The organism is Maribacter corallii, from assembly GCF_047345415.1.
Taxonomy (GTDB): Bacteria; Bacteroidota; Bacteroidia; order Flavobacteriales; family Flavobacteriaceae; genus Maribacter_C.
Genome location: NZ_JBLFEP010000003.1, coordinates 121,492 through 145,966, shown reverse-complemented (window position 1 = coordinate 145,966; position 24,475 = coordinate 121,492). Strand labels below are relative to the sequence as shown.

Below are 24,475 nucleotides of genomic sequence, written 5' to 3'. Positions count from 1 at the left end.
ATGAGACGTATCAAACCCTTTATCTGTTGTGTTTTTTTATTGGCGATTATGCAAGGTTTTTCACAAGCACGTGAGTATTATCAACTCAAGATCTACTCTTTTGATACAGAAGCACAACAAAAGACCACAGATGCCTATCTCAAAGATGCCTTTTTACCAGCTTAAAAAAAAACTCGACATCCAAAACGTGGGCGTATTCAAACCAAGACCTACAGATTCGGAAACCCCAAAAATGACCTACGTTTTGATACCGTTCAATTCAATGGCACAATTCAGTCTTTTGGACGATACGCTTATGAAAGATCGAACCCATATGGAAAAGGGAGCGGCCTACCTTGAAGCTCCGCATGACGCCCCCCCGTACAGTCGAATCGAATCCGTACTGATGAAGGCTTTTGTGGAAATGCCGAAAATGAGTCCTTCCAAGTTAGACGGGCCCCGCAAAGACCGTATTTATGAGCTAAGAAGTTACGAGGCTGCCACGGAATCGCTGTACCGAAAAAAAGTGGACATGTTCAATGCAGGCGGTGAGGTTCAACTGTTCGACGAATTGGATTTTAATGCCGTCTTTTACGCAGAAGTGCTATCCGGCAGTCAAATGCCCAATCTGATGTACATGACTACACATAAAGATCAAGAAACGAGAGATGCCAATTGGAAGAATTTTGTCGACTCCCCCACTTGGTCCAAACTCAAAGTCATGCCCAAATACCAAAACACGGTCTCCCGTAATGATACCAGACTTTTATATCCCACGGAATACTCGGACTATTGATTTAGTATAAAATCAGTGATTTCACGATGTTCTTGGGCCAATGTCATTTTCGGAAACGGCTGGTTCGCCTGCCGATACCAATATCCGGCATTCCACTCATCCCCTTCTTTTCTGTGTAGGTATGCATGTATCCAACTACCTAGTCTAGTATGCATTTCTTGGGCAATATCGTGAGAAGCTGCCCAATTTCCATTCGCGTCATACCACATCGCTTTTAGAGCTTCGGGCCATTTGACGTTCGGTTCGTCATCAATTAAGGTTTCTTCAAATTCCGAATACGAAGTTATTACGTTCATATAATACAGTTTTGGCTCAACTTCTTTCACAAAGGTAATTGTAATATGATAAAACCATCTTTGAGCCAAAAGACGGCTTACTCGATATACTCTGGTTTGAAACCCGTGGTTATCAATAATAGTCTTGTACTCAGCGCAACCAAATGTCGGGGTTTAAATAAAACATGCGTTTCCATCCCTGGACCGAAACTTCATCATACAGATTTGGATAAGGGAAAGGCGTGGTTATCGCATAATGCAGATGTGGGGGTTTTCCCTTTGCGTTCCCTGTATCGCCAACAGTTCCTAAGACAGCACCACGACCTAACGGTTTGAAAGTAAACGTTTTGATCTCATCTAAATGCGCGTAGTAATGAAAACGCCATTTGGGTCCCAATACCATTACCGATTTACCTCCCTTTCCGCCCTCATGGGTATAAATGACAATACCGTTCGTAGCCGCAATCACAGCCGTACCTTTTGGAGCAAAGATGTCAATTCCCTTATGGGTAATGGAACTGCCCCAAGGATAGGCCCAAAACGATTTCTCACTCCAGCTATTGGTAGTCGCATTCTCAACGGGGATAATCATATGCTGCGGAAGAAGAAATCCGATGCCGATAATCACCAGTGGAATCCAAAACCACTTGCGCATGCCGCGGTTACGTATGAAAAAGGCAAGCGACATCAACAAAGTATACCAAAATCGTCTCGTCGTATTGGTGATCATAATACCCTAAAATAAAAAAAGCATCCGACTAGGCCGGATGCTTATACCTAAATTCATATCATCTCATTAGTTAAAGGTCGTATTGACCAATGCGATCTGTGCAGGCTCTTTCCCTTCCTCCACGGCATACGTCATATACAGATCGGTTTTACCGTCAACGGTATCGGTCAATGGTATGACTGCGGCGCCTCCCGGGGTGCCGGGTGCAGGGTTCAGTCTACCTTTACCCAAGACCTTTCCATCAGGACCTCCTGCCCTCACTTCAAAATCATAAGCGACTTTTGGCGCTTCTTGCCAACCTGCTGCAGCGATGACCGCCTTCACTCCGGTCAGATCGATTTCACCAAATTGAACCCATCCATCTTTTTTAGCCAATAAGAACAGATCCATTCCATTGAACGCTACCGCTTGCATACCTTCGGTTTTCATGGCAGGATCACACAAAACCGTATTACTCGAGAGGGCTACAGAGGTGGATCCCGTCAAGGGTACGGAACCTTCGGCACCGACATCGGTATAACTTGCCGTCAACACCATTAAATTACCAGGTTTAGCAGCCTCTGCCACTACCGATCCAGTTGGTGGTAAAGAGGGTTTCTTGTTCACATCACCCGCCAGAGATAAAATATAGGTAGCGATCTGACGTGTTTCATCTGCCGTAATATTCGGGTGGGCAGCCATCATCACATCACCCCAGACTCCTGAGCCACCTTCCTTGATCTTCTTTTGTAGATAAGGAATAGCATTCTCATCATCTTTATATTTTTTGGCAACATCGGTATAATTGGGTCCAATGGACGCCTCCGCCTCCTTGTGACAGGTTTTACAGTCCATCGCAAGGGTCATGGCTTTCCCCGTTACCACGGCCGAAACCTGCTGATGCCCTAATGACATGGCTACCTTGTCCATACCTTCCAAATAATCTACGGAAACAAAAATATTGGAAGGGTCTATGGAGGTACTTTCGGCATCGGTCACCGTGACCTTATAGTTGACCGGCTGTCCTGGTACGAAAAAGGAAGAATTGCCCCCGGTAATAGCAATTGCTACTTCTGGTCTAGAGTTACCCGCTACAACGGACGTCGACTCACTCATAGCAGCTTCTCCACGGGCATCTTTGACTTCAACCGAAATCTTATACTCCCCTGCGTCCGCATAGGTATACGCTATTTCCGGCTCCGAAGTTTCCTTGGTCTCACCATTTCCTAAATTCCATATATAGGTCACCGTATCATTTTCTCGATCTACTGCCGTTACTTTGGCCGTAACCGATAAGGGTAACTTTCCTGAGGTTTTGTCAACGATCATGTGATCGATAACCGGAGGACGGTTTCCGCCGTTGAATTCGACATAACTTAATGCTGAATCGTCATTTTGACTGAACCATCCACTTCCATATTCCAAAAGGTACATGCGCCCATCAGGCGCCATCTCCATATCGATCAGGTTATTAACTTTGATGTCAGAAGAAAACGGTTCCATTTTATTAAAACTTCCATCTTCAAAGAGGTGTACGGCCATCATCCAACCTCGCATCCAGTCGTACACAATGACTTTCCCATCGTAATAGCTCGGCAATCCACCCCCATTGGGATATTGATCGGAATAGTAGGTTGGGCCTGCCATGGCATTTCTACCTCCGGCGCTGACCTGTGGAAATTCAGAGGTCTCCGCGTAGGGATAAAACGCATAGGCCGATTGTGCCGGTGGTAATTCACGTAACCCGGTATTGTTTTTAGAATCATTGATCGGTTTTTCGGGATCGAAAGTGATTCCGCTTTCACCAGTGGCATAGTCATAGTCCACATAGGGTTTATTGTCGCCTATGAACAAAGGCCAACCAAAGTTACCTGCCTGACGTGCTTGGTTCATTTCATCATAGCCTTTTGGACCACGCGTCTCTAGTTTATCCTCTCGGGCATCAGGGCCCACATCTCCCCAATAGACATACCCTCTTTTGGAATCGACGGAAATGCGATATGGGTTGCGATGTCCCATCGTATAAATCTCAGGACGGGTCTTTGCGGTTCCTTCCGGGAATAAATTGCCCTCGGGAATAGCATAACTGCCATCTTCATTGACCTTGATTCTTAGAATTTTACCTCTCAAATCATTGGTATTCCCAGAAGAGCGTCGCGCGTCATATTGTTTTTTTCCAGGAAGATCATTGAGCGGTGCATAGCCCTCATTGACATATTTGGCCCCCTTTTCATTAAAAGGTGTAGAGTTGTCACCCGTAGAGAGATAGAGCAACTCATCTCCACCAAAAGCAATGGAGCCTCCTGTATGGCAACAGATTTCTCGATCGGAGGCGACATCAAGTATTTTCTGTTCGGAATCCATATCCCAAACCCCATCTTTATACTTGAAACGCGACAACCGGTTGACTTCTTCTGCTCCGGTCGGGGCATAAAAAGCGTATACCCAATTATTTTCACTGTAATTAGGGTCTTTTTGCAAGCCCATGAACCCTTCTTCGGCATTCGCATCAGGATTGTTCAACGTCTTATGATACACATCCAACTTAGCAATCTCCTTTAATTCTTGGGTCTCCGCATTGTAACGCAATAGTTCACCTCTGCGTTGTGCAATAAGCACATCATTGTTTGGGAGAATGGTCATCTCCGTAGGTTCGAAAAATTTGCCTTCACTCAAAACTATTTTTGAAAAACGATCGACATCCGGCGGAATCTGAGAGGTAACTTTGGTATAATCCAACTCTAGGTTATCACCTATGGCATACTGAATACCACCGAGAATATGCTTCAAGAATTTTTCTTCTTGGTAACTTTCATCGGTATGTCCTGCCCCCGTGTAAAATGCGCGGCCTCCGTCAAACTCGTGGTACCAAGCAAACGGATGGTAATCGCCATTCTCTCCACCTTCATAGGTCGATTCATCAACCGTCATCAAAACATTGACATCAGGGTTTATTCTTTTGTAATTGTAGATTTCGTCCGCACGATGCCAAACTGAATCCGTGAAGTGTTGTGTAGCAATGAAGGTATTATCCTTTATAATAAAGTCAGCTTCAGGTTGCCCAGCGGGGTGGCTTAAAAATTGTGCCCCGACCAATTTGTTATACCAGCCCCAATCATATTCACAATCGGCAGCGGCATGAATGCCAACATACCCCCCTCCCGCTTGAATATAACGTTCAAAGGCCGCCTCTTGCTTATGGTCGAGTACATTCATTGTAGTGCTCAAAAAGATGATACTCGAATACTTCTTCAAGTTTTCTTCGGTGAACAATTCCGCATTTTTGGTAGTATCTACTTCAAATCCGTTCTCGACACCAAGCTTTTGTATCGCTTCTATTCCTGCCGGAATCGAGGCATGTTTGAAACCCATTGTTTTTGAGAAGACCAAAACTTTTGGTTTCCCTGGTCTTGTGCTATCATTGCAACCGATCATTGCAAGTCCGAAAATGAGTACTAGTAAAAACGTCGATTTTTTCATGGATACTTTTCTATGCATAAGGTTTCCCCTTTTTTTACTCCCATACCAACTGAAACACGTATCGGCACAGGTTATGTTATTGGAAATTTGTTGTTTCTGTAAGTCAAACTTCTAAAATAAGCATAAGCCCTCAAATGTGCCAAATACATTTGCAGTAATTGGTTATTTTTAAGGAATAGCAGGTAAATTCCAAAAATCAGTGAAAGAAATACAGCACTACTATTTTAAAGACGATGTCGAATGGCGCTCATGGCTTCATGAAAACCATACCAATCAAGAAGGAATCTATTTGATTTTCTATGCAGTATCACACAAAAAACCAAGCATGCGGTGGGAAGAAGCTGTTCGGGTAGCCCTCTGTTATGGCTGGATAGACAGCACGGTGAAAAGTCTTGGCAATGGTAAAAGACGGCAATATTTCTGCCCGAGAAAACCAAAAAGCGTCTGGAGCAAAGTCAACAAGGACCATATCAAAGATTTGATCAAGCACAATCGGATACACCAAAGTGGTTTAGAGGTTATTAAAACCGCCAAGAAGAATGGGTCGTGGTCGGCCTTGGACGCTGTGGAAAAAGGCATCATTCCTGACGACTTAAAAAAAGCTTTTGATACGAACAAAGCGGCATTGATCAACTATAAAGGTTTTACGCGAGGGCAACGCAAAAGTTACCTCTATTGGTTGAATCAGGCCAAACGAGAGGAAACCCGTCAGAAACGTATTGCCGAAATCATCAGGCTCTGCGCCAATAATGTAAAAAGTAGAACTACAGGTCGATAATGAAAGGGTTATTTCTTTCGCCCATATAGTCGATAATAGACCACGGAGGCCACACCGCCCACAAATGAAAAGGCTACCAACATCCAAAAAACGTTTTGATGGCCAATTTCCTTTCCAGGATGGGCATCCAACAAGTAGCCGTAAGCTGGCCCCGCAAAGATATCGGGAGTATACCCAACCACTGAAATTAGGCCCACGGCGGTACCGGTCAATTTAAGCGGTATTCGCCCCTCTTGCATTACGGCAAAATATAGGGTTCGCGCAGAATACACTCCCACGGCAATGATAACCACCGATATGAAGAACAAGGCGGTATACGAAGGTCCGATGATTCCCGAGGCGAAAAGCACTCCTCCTGCCAAAGACAACACAAAACTCAAAATCAAGACTTTACTTAACCGAAAACGGTCTGCAAGTAGCCCCAGCAGAATACCAGTGGTGGGCCTCAAAAATTGCAAAAAAGTACCTACCTGGGCTGATTTCACCTCATCATAAGCCATCACTTCATTGGCGTATTGCGATAGAATATCCGTTATCTTATACCCTACGTAGGCACAAAGAATGATAATCATGAGCAGCATGACCGAGGGAAGTCTTAGTACCTCCATGATCTGGCTCCATGAGATCTTCTCCAATTGAATTTCTTTCTCATCGACCCCAGACTTCATAAAGAACCAGGTCAAGACTCCAATAATGGTAATGATCAACGACGAACAGTATAGAACATATCGAAAAGCCTCTTGCCGTTCCGCTAGTGAAGCGGTCTGCACATTATCCGTGAGAAACAAGGAGAAAATAAATACCCCCAAAAGTCCAAAAAGTGCTCCCGTAAGTCCTCTTCCCCCATCCAACAACCCGAAAGCCCGACCTTGGGAACTTGTGCCGCCCCAAACGCGCGCTGCCTTGATCATGGGCGCCCAAAATAGAAATATAGTCGTAAAGCCCCAGAAACCATATAGCAACTGTAGGGTAGTGAAATCAGGGAAAGAAGCAAAAACCAATCCACCAGAAGCCGTCAACCAAAGCGCCATGGCCATGAGTTTTCGTGGCGGGAATTTGTCGGCAATCGGTCCTCCGAATACATAAGAAATCAGCGCAACGACACCATAAACGGAAAAACATAATCCGAGCTCTACATTGTCAAGTTCGAATACCCCTAAGACCGTAGGTCTAAAAATTCGGGGTAATACAAATGGAAGTATGAATACGGCCTCACCAGCCAAAATGAGCAAAATCAAATAATACCAAGGGGCCGTTTTCTGCATGAGCCGAAAGGTACTAAGAACCATTGAATCTAAAAAAGTGATCATACAGTAAGCGCAACCATGGCTTTATGAATTTTATCGTTAGCTTCGTATAAATTCCGGTAATGAAAAAGTTTCTCTGTCTTTTTTTAGTGTCTCTTTCGGTAATGGCGCAAGAGCAATCGACTACGGGACCCGAGAGCGGAAACCTTGTCATTGCCGGTGGTGGCGCCATTGGACAGGACATCACCAATACTTTTATCAATCTGGCCGGCGGCAAAAATGCCACTATCGTAGTGATTCCTACAGCGGGTGGGCAAGATACGTATGACGATGACGTATGGTTCGCAAAACAGCTACGTGACTACGGATGTACCCGAGTGACGGTCTTGCACACCTACGACAGAACGATGGCCGATTCGGACGAATTTACACTTGCACTAAAAGAAGCGACCGGCGTCTGGTTCTCTGGCGGTCGGCAGTGGCGATTGGTAGACGCCTATGCCGGTACCGAAACCGAACGGGTATTCTGGGAAGTGTTGGACAAAGGCGGGGTCATCGGTGGCACCTCGGCAGGGGCAACCATTCAAGGGTCTTATCTTGTCAGGGGCGATACCCAAACCAATCAGATCATGATGGGCGACCATGAAGAAGGATTTGGCTTTGTAAAGAATATTGCCATCGACCAACATGTTCTGGCAAGAAACCGTCAATTCGATATGTTTGAAATATTGGAAAAGCGACCCGAGCTTTTGGGTATCGGGCTCGACGAAAGCACGGCCATTGTAGTCCATCAAAATACCTTTGAAGTCATTGGTGAAAGTAATGTGCTGATCTATGATGGTAACTTTTGGTCGAGGGATACCAATGATGTCGCACACCCCCCCAACATCGAACGGCCGTTCTATTTTCTGCAAAAAGGTGATCTGTACGATCTCCGAGAACGGAAGGTAATTACTAACTGACCACTTGCCTTTACCGAATGTAAATTAAATCTTATCTTTACATTAAGTTCTTAGGAGTGTACCGGGCCAACGTGTTTCCGTTACCGGTTTTCTCCGAGAACTGGAATACTATGTCAAAACTGCCCAAGCAGAACCAATTCTTGGACTTATCGGATTACGGCAGACCTTTCGCTAAAATCATAGCGAAATCCCTTAAAAACACTTCCTTCACTCCTATTCATGTGACCATCGCATTTGTGATTTCGGGGCTTGTAGCCATCGCCTGTATTTTGAACCACTATTATTGGGCAACGGCTTTTTTCTTGATTCTCAAATCGATTTTAGATGCGGCCGACGGTGAGCTGGCACGTATTAAAAACACACCTTCCTATACGGGAAGGTATTTAGATTCCGTTTCCGATATCATATTGAACCTATTGATTTTGGTAACGATATGGTACGTAACCGACGGGTCTTTTAGTCTGACCATTCTCGCTTTTTTCGGAATCCAATTACAGGGTACGCTCTACAACTACTATTATGTCATTTTGCGAAACAAGCACAATGGAGATACCACCAGTCGTATATTCGAAAATGAGACCCCAAAGGCACTGGCAGGTGAAAGACAACAAGATGTGGACTTCCTTTTTTGGCTCTATACCATGTTTTATGGTGTGTTCGATAAAATTATCCATACCATAGATCGAGATGCTGTCGAGGCCAACTATTTGCCCAATTGGTTCATGACCGGAGTGTCGACTTTTGGCCTCGGGTTTCAGTTGCTCTTGATCGGTTTGATGTTGGCGCTAAACCTAGAACAATACATCATTCCTTTCTTTATAGGCTATTCGATTTTCATCTTCGTATTTATCGCCATCCGAAGGTTGATAAATCGGTAAGATTGGTTACTTTTCAGCAAAGAAACCGTCCTATGCGCTTTATTTTCGTATTCCTATTGACCGTACTGCTAGGTACGGGGTGTGCTTCCGAGGAACAGGAAATGTTCGACTTGGTCATCGAAAACGGTAACGTCCTGAACCTGGAAACTGGAACCATGGCAAATCAGACCCTTGGTATTTCCGACGGAAGAATCGTGAAAATCCTAAAAGCGAGCGAGAAACACACATATATAGCCAAGGAGACCATTAATGCAAAAGACAAATACGTGTTACCCGGCTTTTGGGATAATCACGTACATTTTCGAGGGGGCGACAGTCTCATATCCGCCAATAAGAACTTTTTGAAACTATTTATCGCAAACGGAATAACCACGGTCAGAGATGCCGGTGGGGATTTAACAACTTCCGTAATGCAGTGGAAAAAACAAATCAGTGCCAATGAGTTGGTCGGCCCTACTATCTTCACCTCAGGTCCTAAAATCGATGGCCCTAGAGGAACTTGGGCAGGATCACTTGAAGTCGTAGACGAAGAGGATATTACAAAGGCCTTAGATTCCCTTGAGGCCATTCCAACGGATTTCGTAAAGCTCTATGATAGCAGAATTTCGGGCGAAGCCTACCTTAAAACCATTGCCGAAGCCGAAAATAGAAACCTAATTACCTCGGGCCATATGCCGTTTACCGTTGCGCTCGATGAAACCATAGGAGCTGGTATCGATGCCATTGAGCACCTGTACTATGTGATGAAAGGATGTTCTTCGGAAGAAACACCCATAACTCAGCAATTGGTCAATAAAGAAATCGGATTTTGGGAGGCCATGCCAGCTTTACAAGCGACTTACCAAGATTCCGTGGCGCAGCGTACCTTCAATGAGCTAAGGGAAAATGGGGTTTTCGTTGTACCTACATTGCATATTGGGAAGGTGTTGAGCTACCTTGATGAAGTGAATCATACCCATGACCCCTATTTGAAATACATGACCAAAGGCATTCAAAAAACGTACGAGGGTCGTATCAAAAGGGCGCTGAATGCTTCCGAAAAGGCAATACAGGATCGTAAGGATCTTGATACCTTCTTTGGCGAACTTACCAAATCCCTTCATGAAGCGGATGTTCGCTTATTGGCGGGCTCGGATAGCGGGGCGTATAATTCCTATACCTACCCGGGCATTTCTTTGCATAAGGAATTGGAAGAAATGGTGGCCAACGGTATTCCACCCCTTGATGCCCTTCGCTCCTCGGCCTACAATGGAGCGGACTTCCTAAAAAAGAATACGGATTATGGAACGCTATCCGAGGGAAAACTATCGGATATTGTTATTTTAGAGGCAAATCCCTTAGAAAACATCTCGAACACAAAACACATCTTTTGCACGGTACATGGCGACAAGATCTTTTACAAAAAGGACCTTGAAACCCTATTACAATCTGCGGAAGTAGATCAAAACCCAGACTTATGAAAAAACTCGCGTTATCCTTGTTGCTTATTGTTTTCGTTTCTTGTGGACAATCAGAGGAGAAAATCAGTCCGACAGCAATTCTTATTTCCAACGTGAATCAAATAGATGTCACGAACGGCTCGCTTTTAAAAAATCGTCAAATCGTTATCGACTCCGGGAAAATCAAGCGAATCACAGATGATATTGAAAACCCCGGAGCCTATACGACCACTATAGACGGAACCGGAAAATATGTGATCCCAGGCTTAGCGGAGATGCATGCCCATATTCCCCCTCCTTCGACTCCGGCCGAACGTGTGGAGGAAGTACTCTTTTTATATGTCGCCAACGGCATTACCACTATTCGCGGTATGTTAGGTCACCCAGGCCATCTGACACTGCGGGAGGTAGCCAAAGAAGGGCGTATCATTAGTCCGCGTATCTTTACCTCTAGTCCTTCTTTGAACGGTAATTCGGTGACCTCTAAAGAAGAGGCCATACAGAAGGTAAGCGCATATCAAAAGGCCGGTTATGATTTTTTGAAAATCCATCCCGGTATTCAACGCGAGGTATTCGATCAGGTGGTAGCCACTGCCAATGAGGTCGGCATCCCTTTTGCCGGGCATGTACCTGTTGACATAGGTATTCGTCATGCTTTGAAGAGCAGGTATGCGTCCATTGATCATGTCGACGGTTTTCTGGAGGGCCTTGTACCCGAGTCCGCTAATGTAAAACCTACCGATAATGGTTTTTTCGGCTATGCCTTCACCCCCTTGGCCAACACCTCCAAAATTGATGAATTGGTAGCACTTGCAAATCAGAACGAGGTATGGATCGTACCTACACAGAGCCTTTTCGAGCGTTGGTTCGCCCCTATTAGCTCAGATGAACTCTTGCAGCAACCCGAAATGGTTTATATGCCCAAGACAACCTTGCAGAATTGGAAAACCCGTAAAGACGAGTCTATAAACGACCCTAGCTTTAATACGGAGCAATGGAAGAAGTTTGACGGCATAAGAAAAGAACTGATCGCCAAACTGAATGCCAACGGTCATGGCATGCTTCTAGGTTCCGACGCCCCACAGCTTTTCAATGTACCCGGTTTCTCCATCCATCACGAAATTCAGGGCATGATAGGTGCCGGAATGACGCCGCTGGAGATACTGAAATCAGGCACCGTAAACCCTGCCCGCTACTTCGACATGGAAGATACTTTTGGTGACCTGAAGGTTGGTCTGGAGGCTGACATGGTATTACTTGAGTCGAATCCCTTGGATGATATGACCGCCTTACAAGAGATTGCAGGTGTCATGTTGCGAGGTCGTTGGATTCCAAAGGAAGAAATAGACGAAAAGTTGGCTATCGTAGCCAAACATGCTTCCCAAAACTAACATCATGAAAAACATATTGACCCTTATACTGCTCTCGTTAGGGCACCTCGTTCTGTCACAAACCCTTCTTCGACCAGACCGAGTGTTCGATGGTGAGGCACTACACGAGAACTGGGTAGTCTTGGTCGAAGGCAACCAGATTGCTTATGTCGGCAGTGCCTCCGATCTGAAATATTCCGGCAATACGACAATCATAAACCTAAACGGCACTACCCTAATGCCCGGATTGATAGAAGGGCATTCACATCTACTACTCCACCCCTACGATGAAACCTCTTGGAACGACCAAGTACTGAAAGAATCTCCAGTAGAAAGGGCTATTCGAGGTACCGTGCATGCCAAAAAGACCTTGTGGGCGGGTGTTACCACAACACGCGACTTAGGCGCCGAAGGAGCGGGTTACACTGATGTGTATCTAAAAAAAACCATTGAAGACAGCATCGTTCCCGGACCAAGGATGCTGGTTGCCGGACCAGCAATTGTAGCTACCGGAGCATACGGACCAAAGGGATTTCACGATGGTGTTCAGGTACCTTTGGGAGCAGAGGCCGTCAGTGGCGTTCCCGCGGTCATTCAAACCGTTCGTAGGCAATTGGGCAATGGCGCGGATTTCATTAAAATATATGCCGATTATAGATGGACACCAGGAGCACCTTCGCAGCCCACGTTCTTACAAGAGGAAATCAACGCCATGGTAGCCACGGCGACGAGTGCCGGTAGCCACGTGGTAGCCCATGCAAGTACCCCTGAAGGAATGCGACGAGCGATAGCCGGTGGTGTAGAGACCATTGAACATGGTGACGGCGGCACTTTGGAGATCTTTAAGCTGATGAAAGAAAAAGGTATCGGGTTTTGTCCCACACTGGCGGCAGGTGATGCGATTACCCAATATCGCGGATGGCGCAAGGGAATAGATCCCGTACCGGAGCGAATCACCCGTAAGAAGCAATCGTTTCAAATGGCCCTTGACGCTGAAGTTCCAATCGTTTTCGGAGGTGATGTGGGCGTTTTTGCCCATGGGGAAAACTACCGCGAGCTTGAATTGATGGTCGATTACGGGATGAAACCGATAGATGCCTTGAAATCGGCAACAGCCGTGAATGCCGAAATTTTTCACTTGGAAAAGCTAGGTAAACTTAAAAAAGGATATCTGGCCGATATCATAGCTGTTGAAGGAAATCCAACGAAAGATATTAATGCCATGCGGAAGGTACGATTTGTTATGAAGGATGGTCGAACCTACAAAACCGAATGAATTGAAAGAAGAAGCATACTGGACCCAACGTTATCAGGAAGCTAGAACGGGATGGGATATCGGATACCCCTCCATACCACTCAAGACCTATATTGACCAACTTGAAGATAAGACGATCTCTATTCTTATCCCCGGCGCTGGAAATGCCTATGAAGCCGAATATCTTTGGAAAAAGGGATTTCGCAACGTATTCATCATGGACATTTCGCAAGTTCCGTTGGAACAATTCGCGAAAAGAAACCCCGACTTTCCGAAACAGCAGTTGCTTTTAGAAGATTTTTTTCAGCACAATACCCGCTATGATCTCATCTTTGAGCAGACCTTTTTCTGCTCATTTGTCCCAACATTAGAAAATCGAACTGCGTATGCAAAACAAATGGCGGACGTATTGAAATCTCATGGAAAATTGGTCGGGGTATGGTTTGATATCCCCCTCACGGAGGATATGGAAAAACGTCCTTTCGGTGGTGATAAAAAGCTTTATTTAAGCTATTTAACCCCCTACTTCAAACCTATTACTTTTGAGCCTTGCTACAATTCAATTCCGCCAAGAATGGGCAGTGAATTATTTGGGGTTTTTGAGAAAAAATAACCCCCGAAAAAAGCACTATTTTGCTTACAGGGAAGAAACTTATCTTTTTGTCTTTACGAAGCCCACTACGAATGTAGATAGCTTGTAAACGATAAAAAGCATCAGTGCCAATATACTCCCAAAAACAATGGGAATGATAGCACCAAAGGTAAATGAAGAACCGAGCACCCAGCCCAAGAGGTATTCAGATTTGTACAACGGATAAAATAACGCTAAAACGATGATGCCCAACATAATGTAATCGATGATATCGATCTGAAGACTAAAGAACACAGAAATCGATAGCGCTATGGAAAGGGATAACAAAAAACGCTTGAGTATGGCGTTCAGGCTTTCAGAGGCTGGAAGCATCTCAAAACCGCTCATACGTCGATGAATTCTGTATAATAGGAACCAAGTAAAAAATGGCAAAACCAAACCACCTACCCAATTGGGAATTCCCGGAAGGGCATCATCATGTAAAACATAATGAACAGGAATACCCCCATGGAAATAGTCCCATATGATATGACCCCATACCAAAAGGGTGACCACTACAGTAATGCTGATTCTTGATTTTAAGGTAAGTTTGTCCATAGCTATTGGTGTCTATATTTAAAGACGATTTAGGTTGGACTTTCGTTGCCCAGAGATTGCGCAACGTGCTTGCGTCTTAAAGATAGTGAATCGATACTAGCTCTTAACACCCTCTTAAGAATTCTCCCTAAAGTTTTTGGTATATTTAACTCGACTAATTAATTCAATCAAAATGACTAAAAAACTACTCGTTTTTGCGATGTTCATCGCGACGCTCCCCCTATGTGCACAAGACTTTGACATGAAATTGCTTCAAGACCTCAAGCCTAGAAACATTGGGCCTGGGGGAATGAGTGGTCGCGTTACCGCTATTGATGCCGTTCATGATAATCCTGATGTCATGTATGTGGGCACGGCTTCCGGGGGACTCTGGAAATCGACTTCAGGAGGTATTAAATGGGAACCGATGTTCGATAAGGAACTGACGGCATCCATAGGGGCTCTGGCGATACAGCAATCCAACCCTTCGATACTCTGGGTAGGCACTGGTGAAGGGAACCCACGAAACAGCTTAAATGGTGGTTACGGGGTGTATAAATCCTTGGACGGGGGTAAAAGTTGGAAGTCGATGGGTCTTGAAAAGACACGACACATCCATCGTATAAAAATCGACCCTTCGGACCCCAATACCGTGTATGTTGGCGCTATTGGATCTCCGTGGGGCGAACATCCAGAACGGGGTGTTTTTAAAACGACGGATGGCGGTGAGACCTGGGAAAAAGTGCTATTTGTAAATAATAAAACTGGCGTAGCCGATTTGGTAATGGACCCGACCAATCCAAATAAATTGATTGCGGCGATGTGGGAACACAAACGTGACCCTTGGTTTTTTAAGTCCGGAGGAAAAGGAAGTGGATTGTACATGACCCATGACGGCGGTAAAAACTGGAAACGTTTATCGGAAGAGGATGGCCTGCCTAAAGGAGACCTAGGGCGTATCGGAATCGCCATAGCCCCAGGAAAACCGAATATCGTATACGCGCTTGTAGAAGCCAAAAAGAATGCACTGTACAAATCTGAGGACGGCGGATTCAAATGGAAAAAAATCAACGACAAGGCCGATATCGGCAATCGACCTTTCTATTACTCTGAAATCTATGTAGACCCACAAAATGAGAACCGCGTATACTCGGTATTTACCTATGTGAATGTCTCGGAAGACGGAGGCAAGAATTTCACGCAACTTATGCCCGCCTATCAAGTAGATAACGGGGTGCACCCCGACCACCACGCCTGGTGGATACACCCTAAGAACGGTCAGTTTATGATGGACGGTAATGATGGGGGTATGAATATTACGAAAGACGGTGGTAAATCATGGCGCTTTGTGGGCAATATTCCCGTTGCGCAGTTCTATCATATCAATGTGGACAATGAGTTTCCGTACAATGTATATGGTGGTCTACAAGATAACGGTTCATGGCGCGGCCCTGCCTATGTGTGGAAAGACCAAGGCATTCGAAACAGTTACTGGCAAGAAATCAGTTTTGGTGATGGCTTCGATGTCGTACCCGACCCCGATGATTCGCGATATGGGTATACCATGAGCCAACAAGGTTTTGTACAACGATACGATCACGTAACCGGCAACAATTACATTGTTCGCCCCACTCCGCCAGATGCAGAAACAAAGTTGCGCTTTAATTGGAATGCTGCTATCGGTCAAGATCCTTTTGACAATAACACCGTCTATTTTGGCAGTCAATATGTACACAAGAGCACCGACAAAGGATTGACCTGGAAAATCATTTCTCCTGACTTGACTACAAACGACCCGGAAAAGCAAAAGCAATCGGAGAGTGGCGGACTATCGATGGATGCCACAGGGGCCGAAAATCACACCACCTTATTGGTCATTGAACCTTCGCCATTGGAAAAGGATATGCTTTGGGCAGGCTCTGATGACGGTCGAGTGCATTATACACAAAATGGCGGACAGAGTTGGGTAGACGTCACAACTAACATCAAAGGACTGCCCAGTGGTAGCTGGATTCCACAAATTAAAGCCTCGAACAAAAACAAAGGGGAAGCCTTATTGATCGCCAATGACTATCGACGGTTTAACTATACCCCCTACGCCTATCGCACCAAGAATTATGGTAAAACATGGGAACGTATCGTTGACGGTTCCGACGTGCAAAGTTATACCCTCTCTATTGTTGAGGATATTGAAAATCCGAACTTGTTGTTTTTAGGAACGGATGACGGACTCTACATCTCTTTTGACGCCGGTACAAAATGGCAAAAATGGACCGAAGGATTTCCGACAGTATCCACAAAGGACCTTGTCATACAACCAAGAGAACACGATTTGGTCATTGGTACTTTTGGTCGTGCCGTCTGGGTTTTAGATGACATTCGTCCGTTACGGGCCATAGCTTCCGATAGAGGCATCTTGAATAAAGATGCCAAGTTATTCGCACCTCCCGTGGGGTATCAAGCTGCCTATCAGCAGCCCACCGGAAGTCGTTTTGGTGCGGACGCCCTTTACAACGCCGAGAATAGGAAAGAGGGTGCGATGATTACGTACTACCTCAAAGAAGGGAAGAAAAAGAAAGACGCTCCAGAAAATAAAGAGGATGGAGAAAAAGATGATGCCACTTCGGCAACCGAAAAAGAATTGACCGGAGTACAAAAGAAAGACTCCGTTCAATTTGAGTTTTTAAAGGGTAATCAGGTCATTCGCACCTTGAAATTCAAGACTCCGGAAAAACCAGGTTTCCATAGAATTTATTGGGAAATGGATGAGAAGGGACCTGACCGGCCCTCTCGAAAAATCAGCAAAAGCAAAGATGAGCGCGGTGGTCGCGATGTCAGACCTGGCACCTATACGGTGCGAATGTCTTTTGGCGATTTGACTGACGAGACTGCCATTACCGTAGCGTCGGACCCCCGACTGGAAGTAGACTTGAATTCAATCAATGAAGTGTACGAGGCTTCGGGCAAAGTAGCGAAAATGACGCAAATCGCCGCCGATGCGGTGAAGCAACTTGTAGAGAGCAAAAACACCGTGAATGAATATTCAAAGCAGATGAAAGATCTGGATAAGAAAAAATACAGAGATCAAATCAAAGCCTCGGGGAATATGGTCAAAGCCATCGATTCGGTCATCGCGTTATACATTGGCAAGGATGACAAACGTCAAGGTATTACCAGAAACCCGGAAATCACGGTAATGCAGCGCCTTGGAAATGCAGGCTATTATGCAGGGACGCGTCAATCCGGTCTGACCGAAACCGAAAAAAAACTAATGGAGTATGCTGAAATGGATTTGAAAAAAGCCCTTGAAAAGACCAATACATTTTTCGCGGACCGTTGGAACGCGTATCGTGAATCAATCGAAGCCTTAGAATTATCACCCTTCAAAGAAACCGAACGTTTCAGCTTAGACTAGAGAGGAAGCACTGTGTGTTGTAAAACCTCAGTAAACAAGCTAGTGGCAGGTCTGTCTGGCGACAAAGGCAGGATTAAGAGACATTCGAAGGAAATTCAATGAAACGAATCGATACGTGCGGTATACATCCTTGATTATCGCGCTATTTTATAAAGGAAAACAAATTTTAATTTAAGAAGACGCTCTTTTGATGAAAAAAACGCTCGCTCTTTTAGCGCTACTCCATTCAATTACAAGTTTTGCTCAAGAAATCGGTGATGATAAATGGGGTTCTTGGCATATGTATTTCGGCACCAATACGATTTCCGAAAAGCTGAGCATACACACCGAAGCGCAACTGCGTTATTATGAAAACGGTAAGAATTTCAATCAATTGCTACTTCGAACGGGGTTGAACTATCATATCAATCGGAATGCCATGGTTACGGGAGGATATGCCTTTATCGACACCGACCCGACCTTTGAGGGAAATGAGAACCTGATCAATAACATCTCAGAGCATCGTATTTTTCAACAGCTTATTTTGAAGAACACCGTAGGTCGAGTTCTTTTCGAACATCGCTATCGACTGGAACAACGATTCATTGAAGTGGAGAACCGCAATTCACCCTTTTACGAGAAAAGTACCCAGCATCGGGCACGGTATCGCTTACAGGTTACCGTACCTTTGAACAAGATATTTTTCCTGAATTTCTATGACGAGATATTTCTGAATTTGCAGGATAACGTGTATGGTCAAAATCGTTTGTATGGAGCACTAGGTGCCCATGTCTTTAAGAATACTAGTGTTCAAGTGGGGTACCTAAAAAATCATTTTCCCACGGCAAATTTCGATCGCTTGCAGATAGGTGTCTTTTACAATCCCGACTTAAGACGTAAATCTAAAAAGAACGCACCATGAGTCTCCAAAAAATCACGTTTCAAAATAAAGAAGGGCAAACTCTTGTCGGCAGATTAGAACTACCCGCAGATCAACATCCGCATAACTTTGCCATTTTCGCGCATTGTTTTACGTGTAACAAAAATCTCTCAGCGGTACGGAATATAAGTCAAGCCCTTACTTCAAAAGGTTTTGGGGTACTGCGTTTTGATTTTACAGGATTGGGTGAAAGCGATGGCGATTTTGAGGATACCAATTTCTCCGGTAATGTAGAGGATCTAATTGCCGCCTCAGACTACCTAGAAACAAATTACAGCTCCCCCACCCTTCTTGTTGGGCATTCTTTAGGAGGTGCCGCGGTTATCTTTGCGGCGTCCAAGATCGCTTCGGTAAAGGCCGTAGCAACTATCGGAGCCCCATCAAATCCGAAACATGTACAGCATCTGTTCAAAAGTCGATTGGATGAAATTGAAGCATCTGGTAAGGCCGTAGTGAATTTGAGCGGTCGGGACTTTACCATCAAAAAGCAATTCTTGACCGATTTAGAATCGAAATCCCTTCCGGAAACCGCTCAAGGTTTGCGAAAGGCCTTGTTGATCATGCATTCTCCACAAGATGACACTGTGGGCATTAAAAATGCCGAGGAAATCTATGTGGCCGCACGTCATCCGAAAAGTTTCGTTTCCATTGATGGTGCGGATCATTTGCTAATGAACAAAAGTGACTCGGTCTATGTCGGTCGGGTTATCGCCGGATGGGCGCAACGTTATGTTGAAGTTCCTGAGGGATCATCATTGAAATCACAACATCAGGTAGTGGCAAGTTTAGATGCCGAAGATGGCTTCACTACAACCATGAAGGTGGGCAATCACTATATGGTCGCAGATGAACCGACTTCCTTTGGAGGAAACGATTTTGGACCTTCACCCTACGAATTGGTTTCGGCAGGTTTGTCGGCTTGTACGGCAATGACCGTGCAGATGTATATGCGGCGAAAGAAATGGCCCTTGGAAACCATTGAAGTGCACACGTCATACGGAAAATCACATGCTGAGGATTGTGAGGACTGCGAATCGGATAAAGCGAAAATCGATACCTTCCATCGGGAAATCAAACTGACCGGAAATCTAGACGAAAAACAAATTGCCCGTATTTTAGAGATTGCCGATAAATGCCCTGTTCATAGAACATTACATAGCGAAACACAGGTCATCACCAAACTCATACGTTAACAATGAACAGTAAACAGTGAACAGTTGGCAATGAGCAATGAACAGTGAACAGTGAATAATAATCAATGACCAATGATCAGTTAGCAGGGAACGGTTTGCAATAAACAATGATCTCTTAACTGTGACCGCTGAACAACGACTTATTAAATTTTACGATTTGTCCAAGTTAAAAACCGAACCTTTCGAGATTACCGTTACGGGAAGCTATTATTCCCTGCTACTACCTGTAGCCATCATTCAACCTTTTCTCGAAAAGAACATCAAGCGGGTAAAGGCAAAGGCTTCGTTTGAGGGGAAAGTGTTGCATTTTCATGCCGCGATTCAGAAGCGAAACGGAAGCTATTACATGATGTTCGGCAAGCGTTACCAAAAAGAATTGGGGCTATTCCCCAACGACTATTTTCAATTACAATTCTTTGAAGACGATTCGAAATACGGTGTGGAAATGCCTGAAGAACTAGATGCTGTTCTGACCAGCGACTATGAAGCCTATCAAATTTTCGATTCCTTTACCGATGGAAAAAAGAGAGGTATTATTTATGCCGTGGCCAGATACAAAAATTCGCAGACTCGAATTGATAAATCTATCTTAATCTGTGAGAATTTGAAACGAGGAATACGTTACAATCCCGATTTGTTAAAATCATTTTGATTGTGTTTGACATGACCTCAATTATTGTGTAACTTCAACATCGAAAAAAATTCACTAAAAAACCGAAAAATGAAAACACTACAAATAGCCGCACTAGGCCTATTGGTCTTCGCTTCCTATAATTGTAAGGAGGCAAAAAAGGAAGCCGAAAAAGCGGTGGACACCGTGGAAGAAGCTGCTGAAGAAATCGAGGAAGAGATTATGGCAAAGGAAATCAAGTTCAAAATGGAACCAAAAAGTGACAGTGAGGTTACCGGCGATGTCACTTTTACCGAAGAAAACGGAACGGTCAAAATGATGGCAGTTCTTACTGGATTAACTCCGGGAGAACATGCGATTCATATTCATGATAAGGCCGATTGCTCCTCTGCGGATGGAAAATCCACTGGTGGACATTGGAACCCTACAAATACCCCTCATGGTAAATGGGGTGCCGAAGAAGGCTATCACAAAGGCGATATTGGTAACTTCCCCGCAGATGCCGAAGGCAATGCTACGGTCGAGTTTGCTACCAGTGAGTGGTGTATTGGATGTGACGATGCTACTAAGAATATTGTGGGCAAAGGTGTCATTGTACATCAAGGTGTCGATGACTTCACTTCGCAACCAAGTGGCGCTGCCGGAGCACGAGTAAGCTGTACGGGAATCATTCAATAGATTTAAGTATAAGAATCGATAAAAATTGCCCTTAAAGGGCAATTTTTTATGGAATATCATTTACTTCAGTACACTAAGGGAACCCGAGCAGCTAGCAATCGTGAAGTACCGAAAATGAGAGCACTACTACTATGAGCCATGCTGAGACACATCGGGTCCCAAATCAAAGAGTGCCTGTTCGACTTCAAGAATATGGTGTAGGGGTCTTTAAAGCGATCATGACCAAATCGGCGCTAAAAAAGGCCTTGAAGAAAGCGTATATTACAGTTGATAACGTGACCGCTACCACCGCTACCTTTATCTCAGGGGGAGAGGAAATCACTTTGACCCTACCTGATAAAAAAACGTCAGGAAAAAAATTCCACTATTCATGTCACATCCTATTTGAAGATGCTTATTTGGCCGTCATACGAAAGCCTCCGGGCATTCGGGTCAGTGGCAACCACTTCAAAACAATTGCCAATGCGCTTCCGCAATGTATTCAGGCCAGTGAAGTAGACGATGCTATCAAACCTCAACCTGTTCATCGCTTAGATTATGCAACAACGGGCGTATTGCTCATTGGAAAAACCAACAGCAGTATCCGTAAGCTGAATGCCCTATTTCAAAATAGGGTCGTGACGAAAACCTATTATGCGGTTACCATTGGTAAAATGAAAGATTCGGGTGAAATTAAATCCGATATCGAGGGAAAAGTGTCGCTTTCGCGATACACATTGCTCCAATCTGTACCCTCAAAAAGGTTCGGGCAGCTCAACCTAGTTCAACTCTATCCGGAAACCGGCAGAAGACATCAGCTTCGCATCCACATGTCAGAAATAGGAAATCCTATTTTGGGTGACCCGAATTACGGTACGGAAGGATTGGTATTAAAGGGCAAAGGACTACACTTACATGCCCACTCGTTGAAATTCACCCATCCATTTACCGAAGAATACCTGTGTATAACGGATGCGCTTCCTCAGAAGTTCAAAAAAATATTTCCGGAAATAGCGGTATAAGACCAGCCCAAAGTGCCACATCATCGAGCATCCCGTAAATTGCTATCTTTAGTACTGTAGAAATTCAGTAAAAAGAAACATATGAAATTAGGTGCCTTTTCCATTAGTTTAGCGGTTAAAGATCTTCAAATCTCTAAGCAATTTTATGAACATCTAGGCTTTGCCCTTTTTGCAGGGGAAGTCGAAAAAAACTACGTAATCATGAAAAACGGAGATGCGATTGTTGGACTTTTTCAAGGAATGTTCGAGAACAATATCATCACTTTCAATCCTGGATGGGATCAGAACGCGGGGCCCGTGGAAGGTTATGATGATATCCGAGACCTACAGTCGGAATTCAAATCAAAAGGTATCGCGTTTCAATCAGAAATAGCGGAAGACACCCAAGGACCAGCAAATTTTGTCATCAACGACCCCGATGGAAATACCCTTTTGTTCGATCAGCACATTTAAACGGAGCCTTATCGATCTTTCCGGACCCGATGCCAGCGCATAGCCTTGACCAACCATCTCGGTAGGGGCTTCTTCGGGTCTCGATTCCTCAGGTCAATAAACCAACCCAAACGTTTTAAAAGCGGTACTTTGTGGGTCTGCACAAATTCAATGAGTGTACCATCGGGGTCTTCGGCGTAGCTAAAACGGCCCGCTGCCTTTCCCATATCAAAACTATCGGCACTGTCTACCGTAAAACAATAATCCAGACTTTTGGCTCTTTGTAAAAGAGCGTCCATATCCTGTACATCAAAACAGACATGTATATATCCGAGATCGCCCCAAAGTCGGTTTTCAAATATTTTTTGTGGAGGCCTATCCGGGATTTGTATCAACTCTATCTCGGTCGGACCTAAAAGCGCTCCGAACCCACCTACCTTTTGTGAAGACTGTTTTAAAACGACCCTCCGAATAGTACCTTTTCCAGTGGCGGTCATAAATGGCTTAAAACTACCGGTCCGATCACTTAATACCTGGTCATAGCCTAAAAGCTTTTTATAGAAATGAAGGCTTTTTTCCATATGCGATACCCCGATTATCGCGCCTAGAACCCCACCAAAACGTGACTTAGTCTCGCAGAACACATAGCCATCCGATAGGACCTCTACTCGATTTCCCCAAGGGTCTCGAAACAAGAAATGTTGTCGAGATTCAGGAGTTTGCATGAGTGCGGTCAAGAAAGGAAGTTGAAGTTTTTTAAGTGTGGTATGGGCTTTTTGAATGTCATTAGTCCGAATTTTCATGGCATTGACACCCAAATCGCCCCATTCGATTTCAATAGCAGGTTCTTGGGGTTTTCTATTTTTGAACTGCCATATTTCCAAACCACCACCACCTCTCATGTTCATGGAGAGCAAGGCACGACGATGCTCGACCGTACCCCCTGTATACCGGGTCATTAGAGTCGCCGGCGACTCATCTTCAAAAACCAGGATATCGAAGCCCAGATTCTTTCGATACCAATTGAAAACTACTTGGGTATCGGCAACGCCAAGACCTATCTGTTGTATACCATTTAATCCACTATCCATTAAGTATTTGTTTTATAAGAGACACGCAACAATTTGTCATGCAATGCCTTAAGCCTTTGAGAAGAGTATCCGAATTTAAATAATAATACGAGCAGCATGTTGGCAAGATTGACACGTAAATAGGAGTTAACACTATATTTTCTAGCAGAAACAATCAAGTCGTTCTTGATGATCGTGTAGTTGATATCTTGTCTTTTCATCCGTTGGAAGAACTCGAAATCCTCCATCAATACCTGTTCTTCATCGAATCTTCCGAGCTCCATAAAAACAGGCTTTTTGATAAAAAGGCATTGATCGCCTCCTCCGGTGAAAAATCCATCCTTAGCGGTAAAGCTCGCATTGATTTTTAACAAAATACTGTCTTTGTCGAACTTATAAGAAAAGAAGCCTGCTACATAACCTTCATCTAGGGCCTGAACGATATCTTGAAGAAAAGAGCGGGGAGGTACCACATCAGCATGCAAAAAAACCAAAATATCACCTTTCGCCCTTTCTACAGCGGCATTCATTTGCACGGCCCTACCCCTACCCGGACATTTTAAAAGTTGAACACTATTGGAATCCAAAAAATCATAGGGACCATCGTGGTTTTCACAGGAAAGCGCGACAATTACTTCAACCGGTATGGCCGAACTCAACTGCAGTAGATAGGGCAATAAATGCGTCAGGTTTTGCCTTTCGTTATGCGCCGGTATTATAATCGATATCATATAAATTCAACCAAAGATTCCATTACCATTAGGTCGGGCTGCTACCCTTTCTTTATACCTACGTATTTT

General features: G+C 44.5%; 23 protein-coding genes. 16 read left to right on the top strand and 7 right to left on the bottom strand.

What is annotated here, in order from left to right:
• Nucleotides 1-165 (top strand): hypothetical protein, encoded by a 165-nt coding sequence (locus tag ACKWCA_RS10600; RefSeq protein WP_413978171.1) that lies wholly within the window; start codon nt 1-3, stop codon nt 163-165.
• Complete coding sequence (locus ACKWCA_RS10595; protein WP_413978170.1) at nt 131-775, top strand: NIPSNAP family protein; 645 nt, start codon at nt 131-133, stop codon at nt 773-775. Before ACKWCA_RS10600 ends, ACKWCA_RS10595 begins: the two co-directional genes overlap by 35 nt.
• On the opposite strand, the gene ACKWCA_RS10590 is transcribed toward ACKWCA_RS10595, so the two are convergent.
• The 3 genes from ACKWCA_RS10590 to ACKWCA_RS10580 all read right to left on the bottom strand — a co-directional run bounded on the left by ACKWCA_RS10590 (nt 769) and on the right by ACKWCA_RS10580 (nt 5,239).
• Nucleotides 769-1,071 (bottom strand): hypothetical protein, encoded by a 303-nt coding sequence (locus ACKWCA_RS10590; RefSeq protein WP_413978169.1) that lies wholly within the window; start codon nt 1,069-1,071, stop codon nt 769-771. The two genes, ACKWCA_RS10595 and ACKWCA_RS10590, sit on opposite strands and share 7 nt — an antisense overlap.
• Nucleotides 1,072-1,201: 130 nt before the next feature.
• The gene (locus ACKWCA_RS10585) at nt 1,202-1,705 is read right to left on the bottom strand and encodes a M23 family metallopeptidase (protein ID WP_413978168.1); all 504 of its coding nucleotides are present in this window, start codon (nt 1,703-1,705) and stop codon (nt 1,202-1,204) included.
• Between the two features lie 141 nt (nt 1,706-1,846).
• Nucleotides 1,847-5,239, bottom strand: a complete 3,393-nt coding sequence (locus ACKWCA_RS10580) for a ThuA domain-containing protein (protein WP_413978167.1) — start codon at nt 5,237-5,239, stop codon at nt 1,847-1,849.
• Between the two features lie 199 nt (nt 5,240-5,438).
• On the opposite strand from ACKWCA_RS10580, the gene ACKWCA_RS10575 reads away from it, so the two are divergent.
• On the top strand, nt 5,439-6,017 hold the full coding sequence (locus ACKWCA_RS10575) for a YdeI/OmpD-associated family protein (protein ID WP_413978166.1): 579 nt from the start codon (nt 5,439-5,441) through the stop codon (nt 6,015-6,017).
• 8 nt (nt 6,018-6,025) lie between these two features.
• Here ACKWCA_RS10575 and ACKWCA_RS10570 read toward each other — a convergent pair whose 3' ends face one another.
• On the bottom strand, nt 6,026-7,282 hold the full coding sequence (locus tag ACKWCA_RS10570) for an MFS transporter (RefSeq protein WP_413978165.1): 1,257 nt from the start codon (nt 7,280-7,282) through the stop codon (nt 6,026-6,028).
• 104 nt (nt 7,283-7,386) lie between these two features.
• Here ACKWCA_RS10570 and ACKWCA_RS10565 point away from each other — a divergent pair, with 104 nt between their 5' ends.
• From ACKWCA_RS10565 to ACKWCA_RS10540, 6 genes are all read left to right on the top strand, one after another.
• Nucleotides 7,387-8,226, top strand: a complete 840-nt coding sequence (locus ACKWCA_RS10565; protein WP_413978164.1) for a cyanophycinase — start codon at nt 7,387-7,389, stop codon at nt 8,224-8,226.
• Between the two features lie 110 nt (nt 8,227-8,336).
• Nucleotides 8,337-9,104, top strand: a complete 768-nt coding sequence (locus ACKWCA_RS10560; protein WP_413978163.1) for a CDP-alcohol phosphatidyltransferase family protein — start codon at nt 8,337-8,339, stop codon at nt 9,102-9,104.
• Between the two features lie 32 nt (nt 9,105-9,136).
• A complete protein-coding gene (locus tag ACKWCA_RS10555) occupies nt 9,137-10,564 on the top strand; it encodes an amidohydrolase family protein (protein WP_413978162.1) in 1,428 nt (475 codons plus the stop codon).
• The gene (locus tag ACKWCA_RS10550; protein WP_413978161.1) at nt 10,561-11,934 is read left to right on the top strand and encodes an amidohydrolase family protein; all 1,374 of its coding nucleotides are present in this window, start codon (nt 10,561-10,563) and stop codon (nt 11,932-11,934) included. The genes ACKWCA_RS10555 and ACKWCA_RS10550 overlap by 4 nt, the downstream gene beginning before the upstream one ends.
• A gap of 4 nt (nt 11,935-11,938) precedes the next feature.
• Entirely contained in the window at nt 11,939-13,189 is a 1,251-nt protein-coding gene (locus tag ACKWCA_RS10545) for a metal-dependent hydrolase family protein (protein ID WP_413978160.1), read from the top strand.
• Nucleotides 13,164-13,781 carry a methyltransferase domain-containing protein gene (locus tag ACKWCA_RS10540; RefSeq protein WP_413978159.1) on the top strand — a complete coding sequence of 206 codons (618 nt, stop codon included), beginning with the start codon at nt 13,164-13,166 and terminating at the stop codon, nt 13,779-13,781. The genes ACKWCA_RS10545 and ACKWCA_RS10540 overlap by 26 nt, the downstream gene beginning before the upstream one ends.
• A 39-nt stretch (nt 13,782-13,820) precedes the next feature.
• On the opposite strand, the gene ACKWCA_RS10535 is transcribed toward ACKWCA_RS10540, so the two are convergent.
• On the bottom strand, nt 13,821-14,357 hold the full coding sequence (locus ACKWCA_RS10535) for a hypothetical protein (protein ID WP_413978158.1): 537 nt from the start codon (nt 14,355-14,357) through the stop codon (nt 13,821-13,823).
• A gap of 172 nt (nt 14,358-14,529) precedes the next feature.
• Between ACKWCA_RS10535 and ACKWCA_RS10530 the strand changes: the two genes are divergently transcribed.
• The 7 genes from ACKWCA_RS10530 to ACKWCA_RS10500 all read left to right on the top strand — a co-directional run bounded on the left by ACKWCA_RS10530 (nt 14,530) and on the right by ACKWCA_RS10500 (nt 22,626).
• The gene (locus tag ACKWCA_RS10530; protein ID WP_413978157.1) at nt 14,530-17,751 is read left to right on the top strand and encodes a VPS10 domain-containing protein; all 3,222 of its coding nucleotides are present in this window, start codon (nt 14,530-14,532) and stop codon (nt 17,749-17,751) included.
• Between the two features lie 190 nt (nt 17,752-17,941).
• Complete coding sequence (locus tag ACKWCA_RS10525; RefSeq protein WP_413978156.1) at nt 17,942-18,652, top strand: DUF2490 domain-containing protein; 711 nt, start codon at nt 17,942-17,944, stop codon at nt 18,650-18,652.
• Nucleotides 18,649-19,863 carry a bifunctional alpha/beta hydrolase/OsmC family protein gene (locus ACKWCA_RS10520; RefSeq protein ID WP_413978155.1) on the top strand — a complete coding sequence of 405 codons (1,215 nt, stop codon included), beginning with the start codon at nt 18,649-18,651 and terminating at the stop codon, nt 19,861-19,863. Before ACKWCA_RS10525 ends, ACKWCA_RS10520 begins: the two co-directional genes overlap by 4 nt.
• 157 nt (nt 19,864-20,020) lie before the next feature.
• Nucleotides 20,021-20,515 (top strand): YdeI/OmpD-associated family protein, encoded by a 495-nt coding sequence (locus ACKWCA_RS10515; protein ID WP_413978154.1) that lies wholly within the window; start codon nt 20,021-20,023, stop codon nt 20,513-20,515.
• Nucleotides 20,516-20,584: 69 nt separating this feature from the next.
• Nucleotides 20,585-21,172, top strand: a complete 588-nt coding sequence (locus ACKWCA_RS10510) for a superoxide dismutase family protein (RefSeq protein ID WP_413978153.1) — start codon at nt 20,585-20,587, stop codon at nt 21,170-21,172.
• A gap of 131 nt (nt 21,173-21,303) precedes the next feature.
• Entirely contained in the window at nt 21,304-22,173 is an 870-nt protein-coding gene (locus tag ACKWCA_RS10505) for an RluA family pseudouridine synthase (RefSeq protein ID WP_413978152.1), read from the top strand.
• 81 nt (nt 22,174-22,254) lie between these two features.
• Nucleotides 22,255-22,626 carry a VOC family protein gene (locus ACKWCA_RS10500; RefSeq protein WP_413978151.1) on the top strand — a complete coding sequence of 124 codons (372 nt, stop codon included), beginning with the start codon at nt 22,255-22,257 and terminating at the stop codon, nt 22,624-22,626.
• Between the two features lie 8 nt (nt 22,627-22,634).
• Here the strand turns inward: ACKWCA_RS10500 and ACKWCA_RS10495 are convergent, their stop codons facing one another.
• Both ACKWCA_RS10495 and ACKWCA_RS10490 read right to left on the bottom strand, forming a co-directional pair.
• Nucleotides 22,635-23,696: a VOC family protein gene (locus tag ACKWCA_RS10495; protein ID WP_413978150.1), complete on the bottom strand. Its 1,062-nt coding sequence runs from the start codon at nt 23,694-23,696 to the stop codon at nt 22,635-22,637.
• Nucleotides 23,696-24,406 (bottom strand): TIGR04283 family arsenosugar biosynthesis glycosyltransferase, encoded by a 711-nt coding sequence (locus ACKWCA_RS10490; RefSeq protein ID WP_413978149.1) that lies wholly within the window; start codon nt 24,404-24,406, stop codon nt 23,696-23,698. The genes ACKWCA_RS10495 and ACKWCA_RS10490 overlap by 1 nt, the downstream gene beginning before the upstream one ends.
• Between the last annotated feature and the right edge of the window lie 69 nt (nt 24,407-24,475).

Excerpts from the sequence above, each read along its gene's own strand:
- ACKWCA_RS10600 (WP_413978171.1), top strand. The coding sequence starts at position 1 with ATGAGACGTATCAAACCCTTTATCTGTTGTGTTTTTTTATTGGCGATT.
- ACKWCA_RS10595 (WP_413978170.1), top strand. The coding sequence starts at position 131 with ATGCCTATCTCAAAGATGCCTTTTTACCAGCTTAAAAAAAAACTCGAC.
- ACKWCA_RS10590 (WP_413978169.1), bottom strand. The coding sequence starts at position 1,071 with ATGAACGTAATAACTTCGTATTCGGAATTTGAAGAAACCTTAATTGAT.
- ACKWCA_RS10585 (WP_413978168.1), bottom strand. The coding sequence starts at position 1,705 with ATGCGCAAGTGGTTTTGGATTCCACTGGTGATTATCGGCATCGGATTT.
- ACKWCA_RS10580 (WP_413978167.1), bottom strand. The coding sequence starts at position 5,239 with ATGAAAAAATCGACGTTTTTACTAGTACTCATTTTCGGACTTGCAATG.
- ACKWCA_RS10570 (WP_413978165.1), bottom strand. The coding sequence starts at position 7,282 with ATGCAGAAAACGGCCCCTTGGTATTATTTGATTTTGCTCATTTTGGCT.
- ACKWCA_RS10565 (WP_413978164.1), top strand. The coding sequence starts at position 7,387 with ATGAAAAAGTTTCTCTGTCTTTTTTTAGTGTCTCTTTCGGTAATGGCG.
- ACKWCA_RS10560 (WP_413978163.1), top strand. The coding sequence starts at position 8,337 with ATGTCAAAACTGCCCAAGCAGAACCAATTCTTGGACTTATCGGATTAC.
- ACKWCA_RS10555 (WP_413978162.1), top strand. The coding sequence starts at position 9,137 with ATGCGCTTTATTTTCGTATTCCTATTGACCGTACTGCTAGGTACGGGG.
- ACKWCA_RS10550 (WP_413978161.1), top strand. The coding sequence starts at position 10,561 with ATGAAAAAACTCGCGTTATCCTTGTTGCTTATTGTTTTCGTTTCTTGT.
- ACKWCA_RS10545 (WP_413978160.1), top strand. The coding sequence starts at position 11,939 with ATGAAAAACATATTGACCCTTATACTGCTCTCGTTAGGGCACCTCGTT.
- ACKWCA_RS10540 (WP_413978159.1), top strand. The coding sequence starts at position 13,164 with ATGGTCGAACCTACAAAACCGAATGAATTGAAAGAAGAAGCATACTGG.
- ACKWCA_RS10535 (WP_413978158.1), bottom strand. The coding sequence starts at position 14,357 with ATGGACAAACTTACCTTAAAATCAAGAATCAGCATTACTGTAGTGGTC.
- ACKWCA_RS10530 (WP_413978157.1), top strand. The coding sequence starts at position 14,530 with ATGACTAAAAAACTACTCGTTTTTGCGATGTTCATCGCGACGCTCCCC.
- ACKWCA_RS10525 (WP_413978156.1), top strand. The coding sequence starts at position 17,942 with ATGAAAAAAACGCTCGCTCTTTTAGCGCTACTCCATTCAATTACAAGT.
- ACKWCA_RS10520 (WP_413978155.1), top strand. The coding sequence starts at position 18,649 with ATGAGTCTCCAAAAAATCACGTTTCAAAATAAAGAAGGGCAAACTCTT.
- ACKWCA_RS10510 (WP_413978153.1), top strand. The coding sequence starts at position 20,585 with ATGAAAACACTACAAATAGCCGCACTAGGCCTATTGGTCTTCGCTTCC.
- ACKWCA_RS10505 (WP_413978152.1), top strand. The coding sequence starts at position 21,304 with ATGAGCCATGCTGAGACACATCGGGTCCCAAATCAAAGAGTGCCTGTT.
- ACKWCA_RS10500 (WP_413978151.1), top strand. The coding sequence starts at position 22,255 with ATGAAATTAGGTGCCTTTTCCATTAGTTTAGCGGTTAAAGATCTTCAA.
- ACKWCA_RS10495 (WP_413978150.1), bottom strand. The coding sequence starts at position 23,696 with ATGGATAGTGGATTAAATGGTATACAACAGATAGGTCTTGGCGTTGCC.
- ACKWCA_RS10490 (WP_413978149.1), bottom strand. The coding sequence starts at position 24,406 with ATGATATCGATTATAATACCGGCGCATAACGAAAGGCAAAACCTGACG.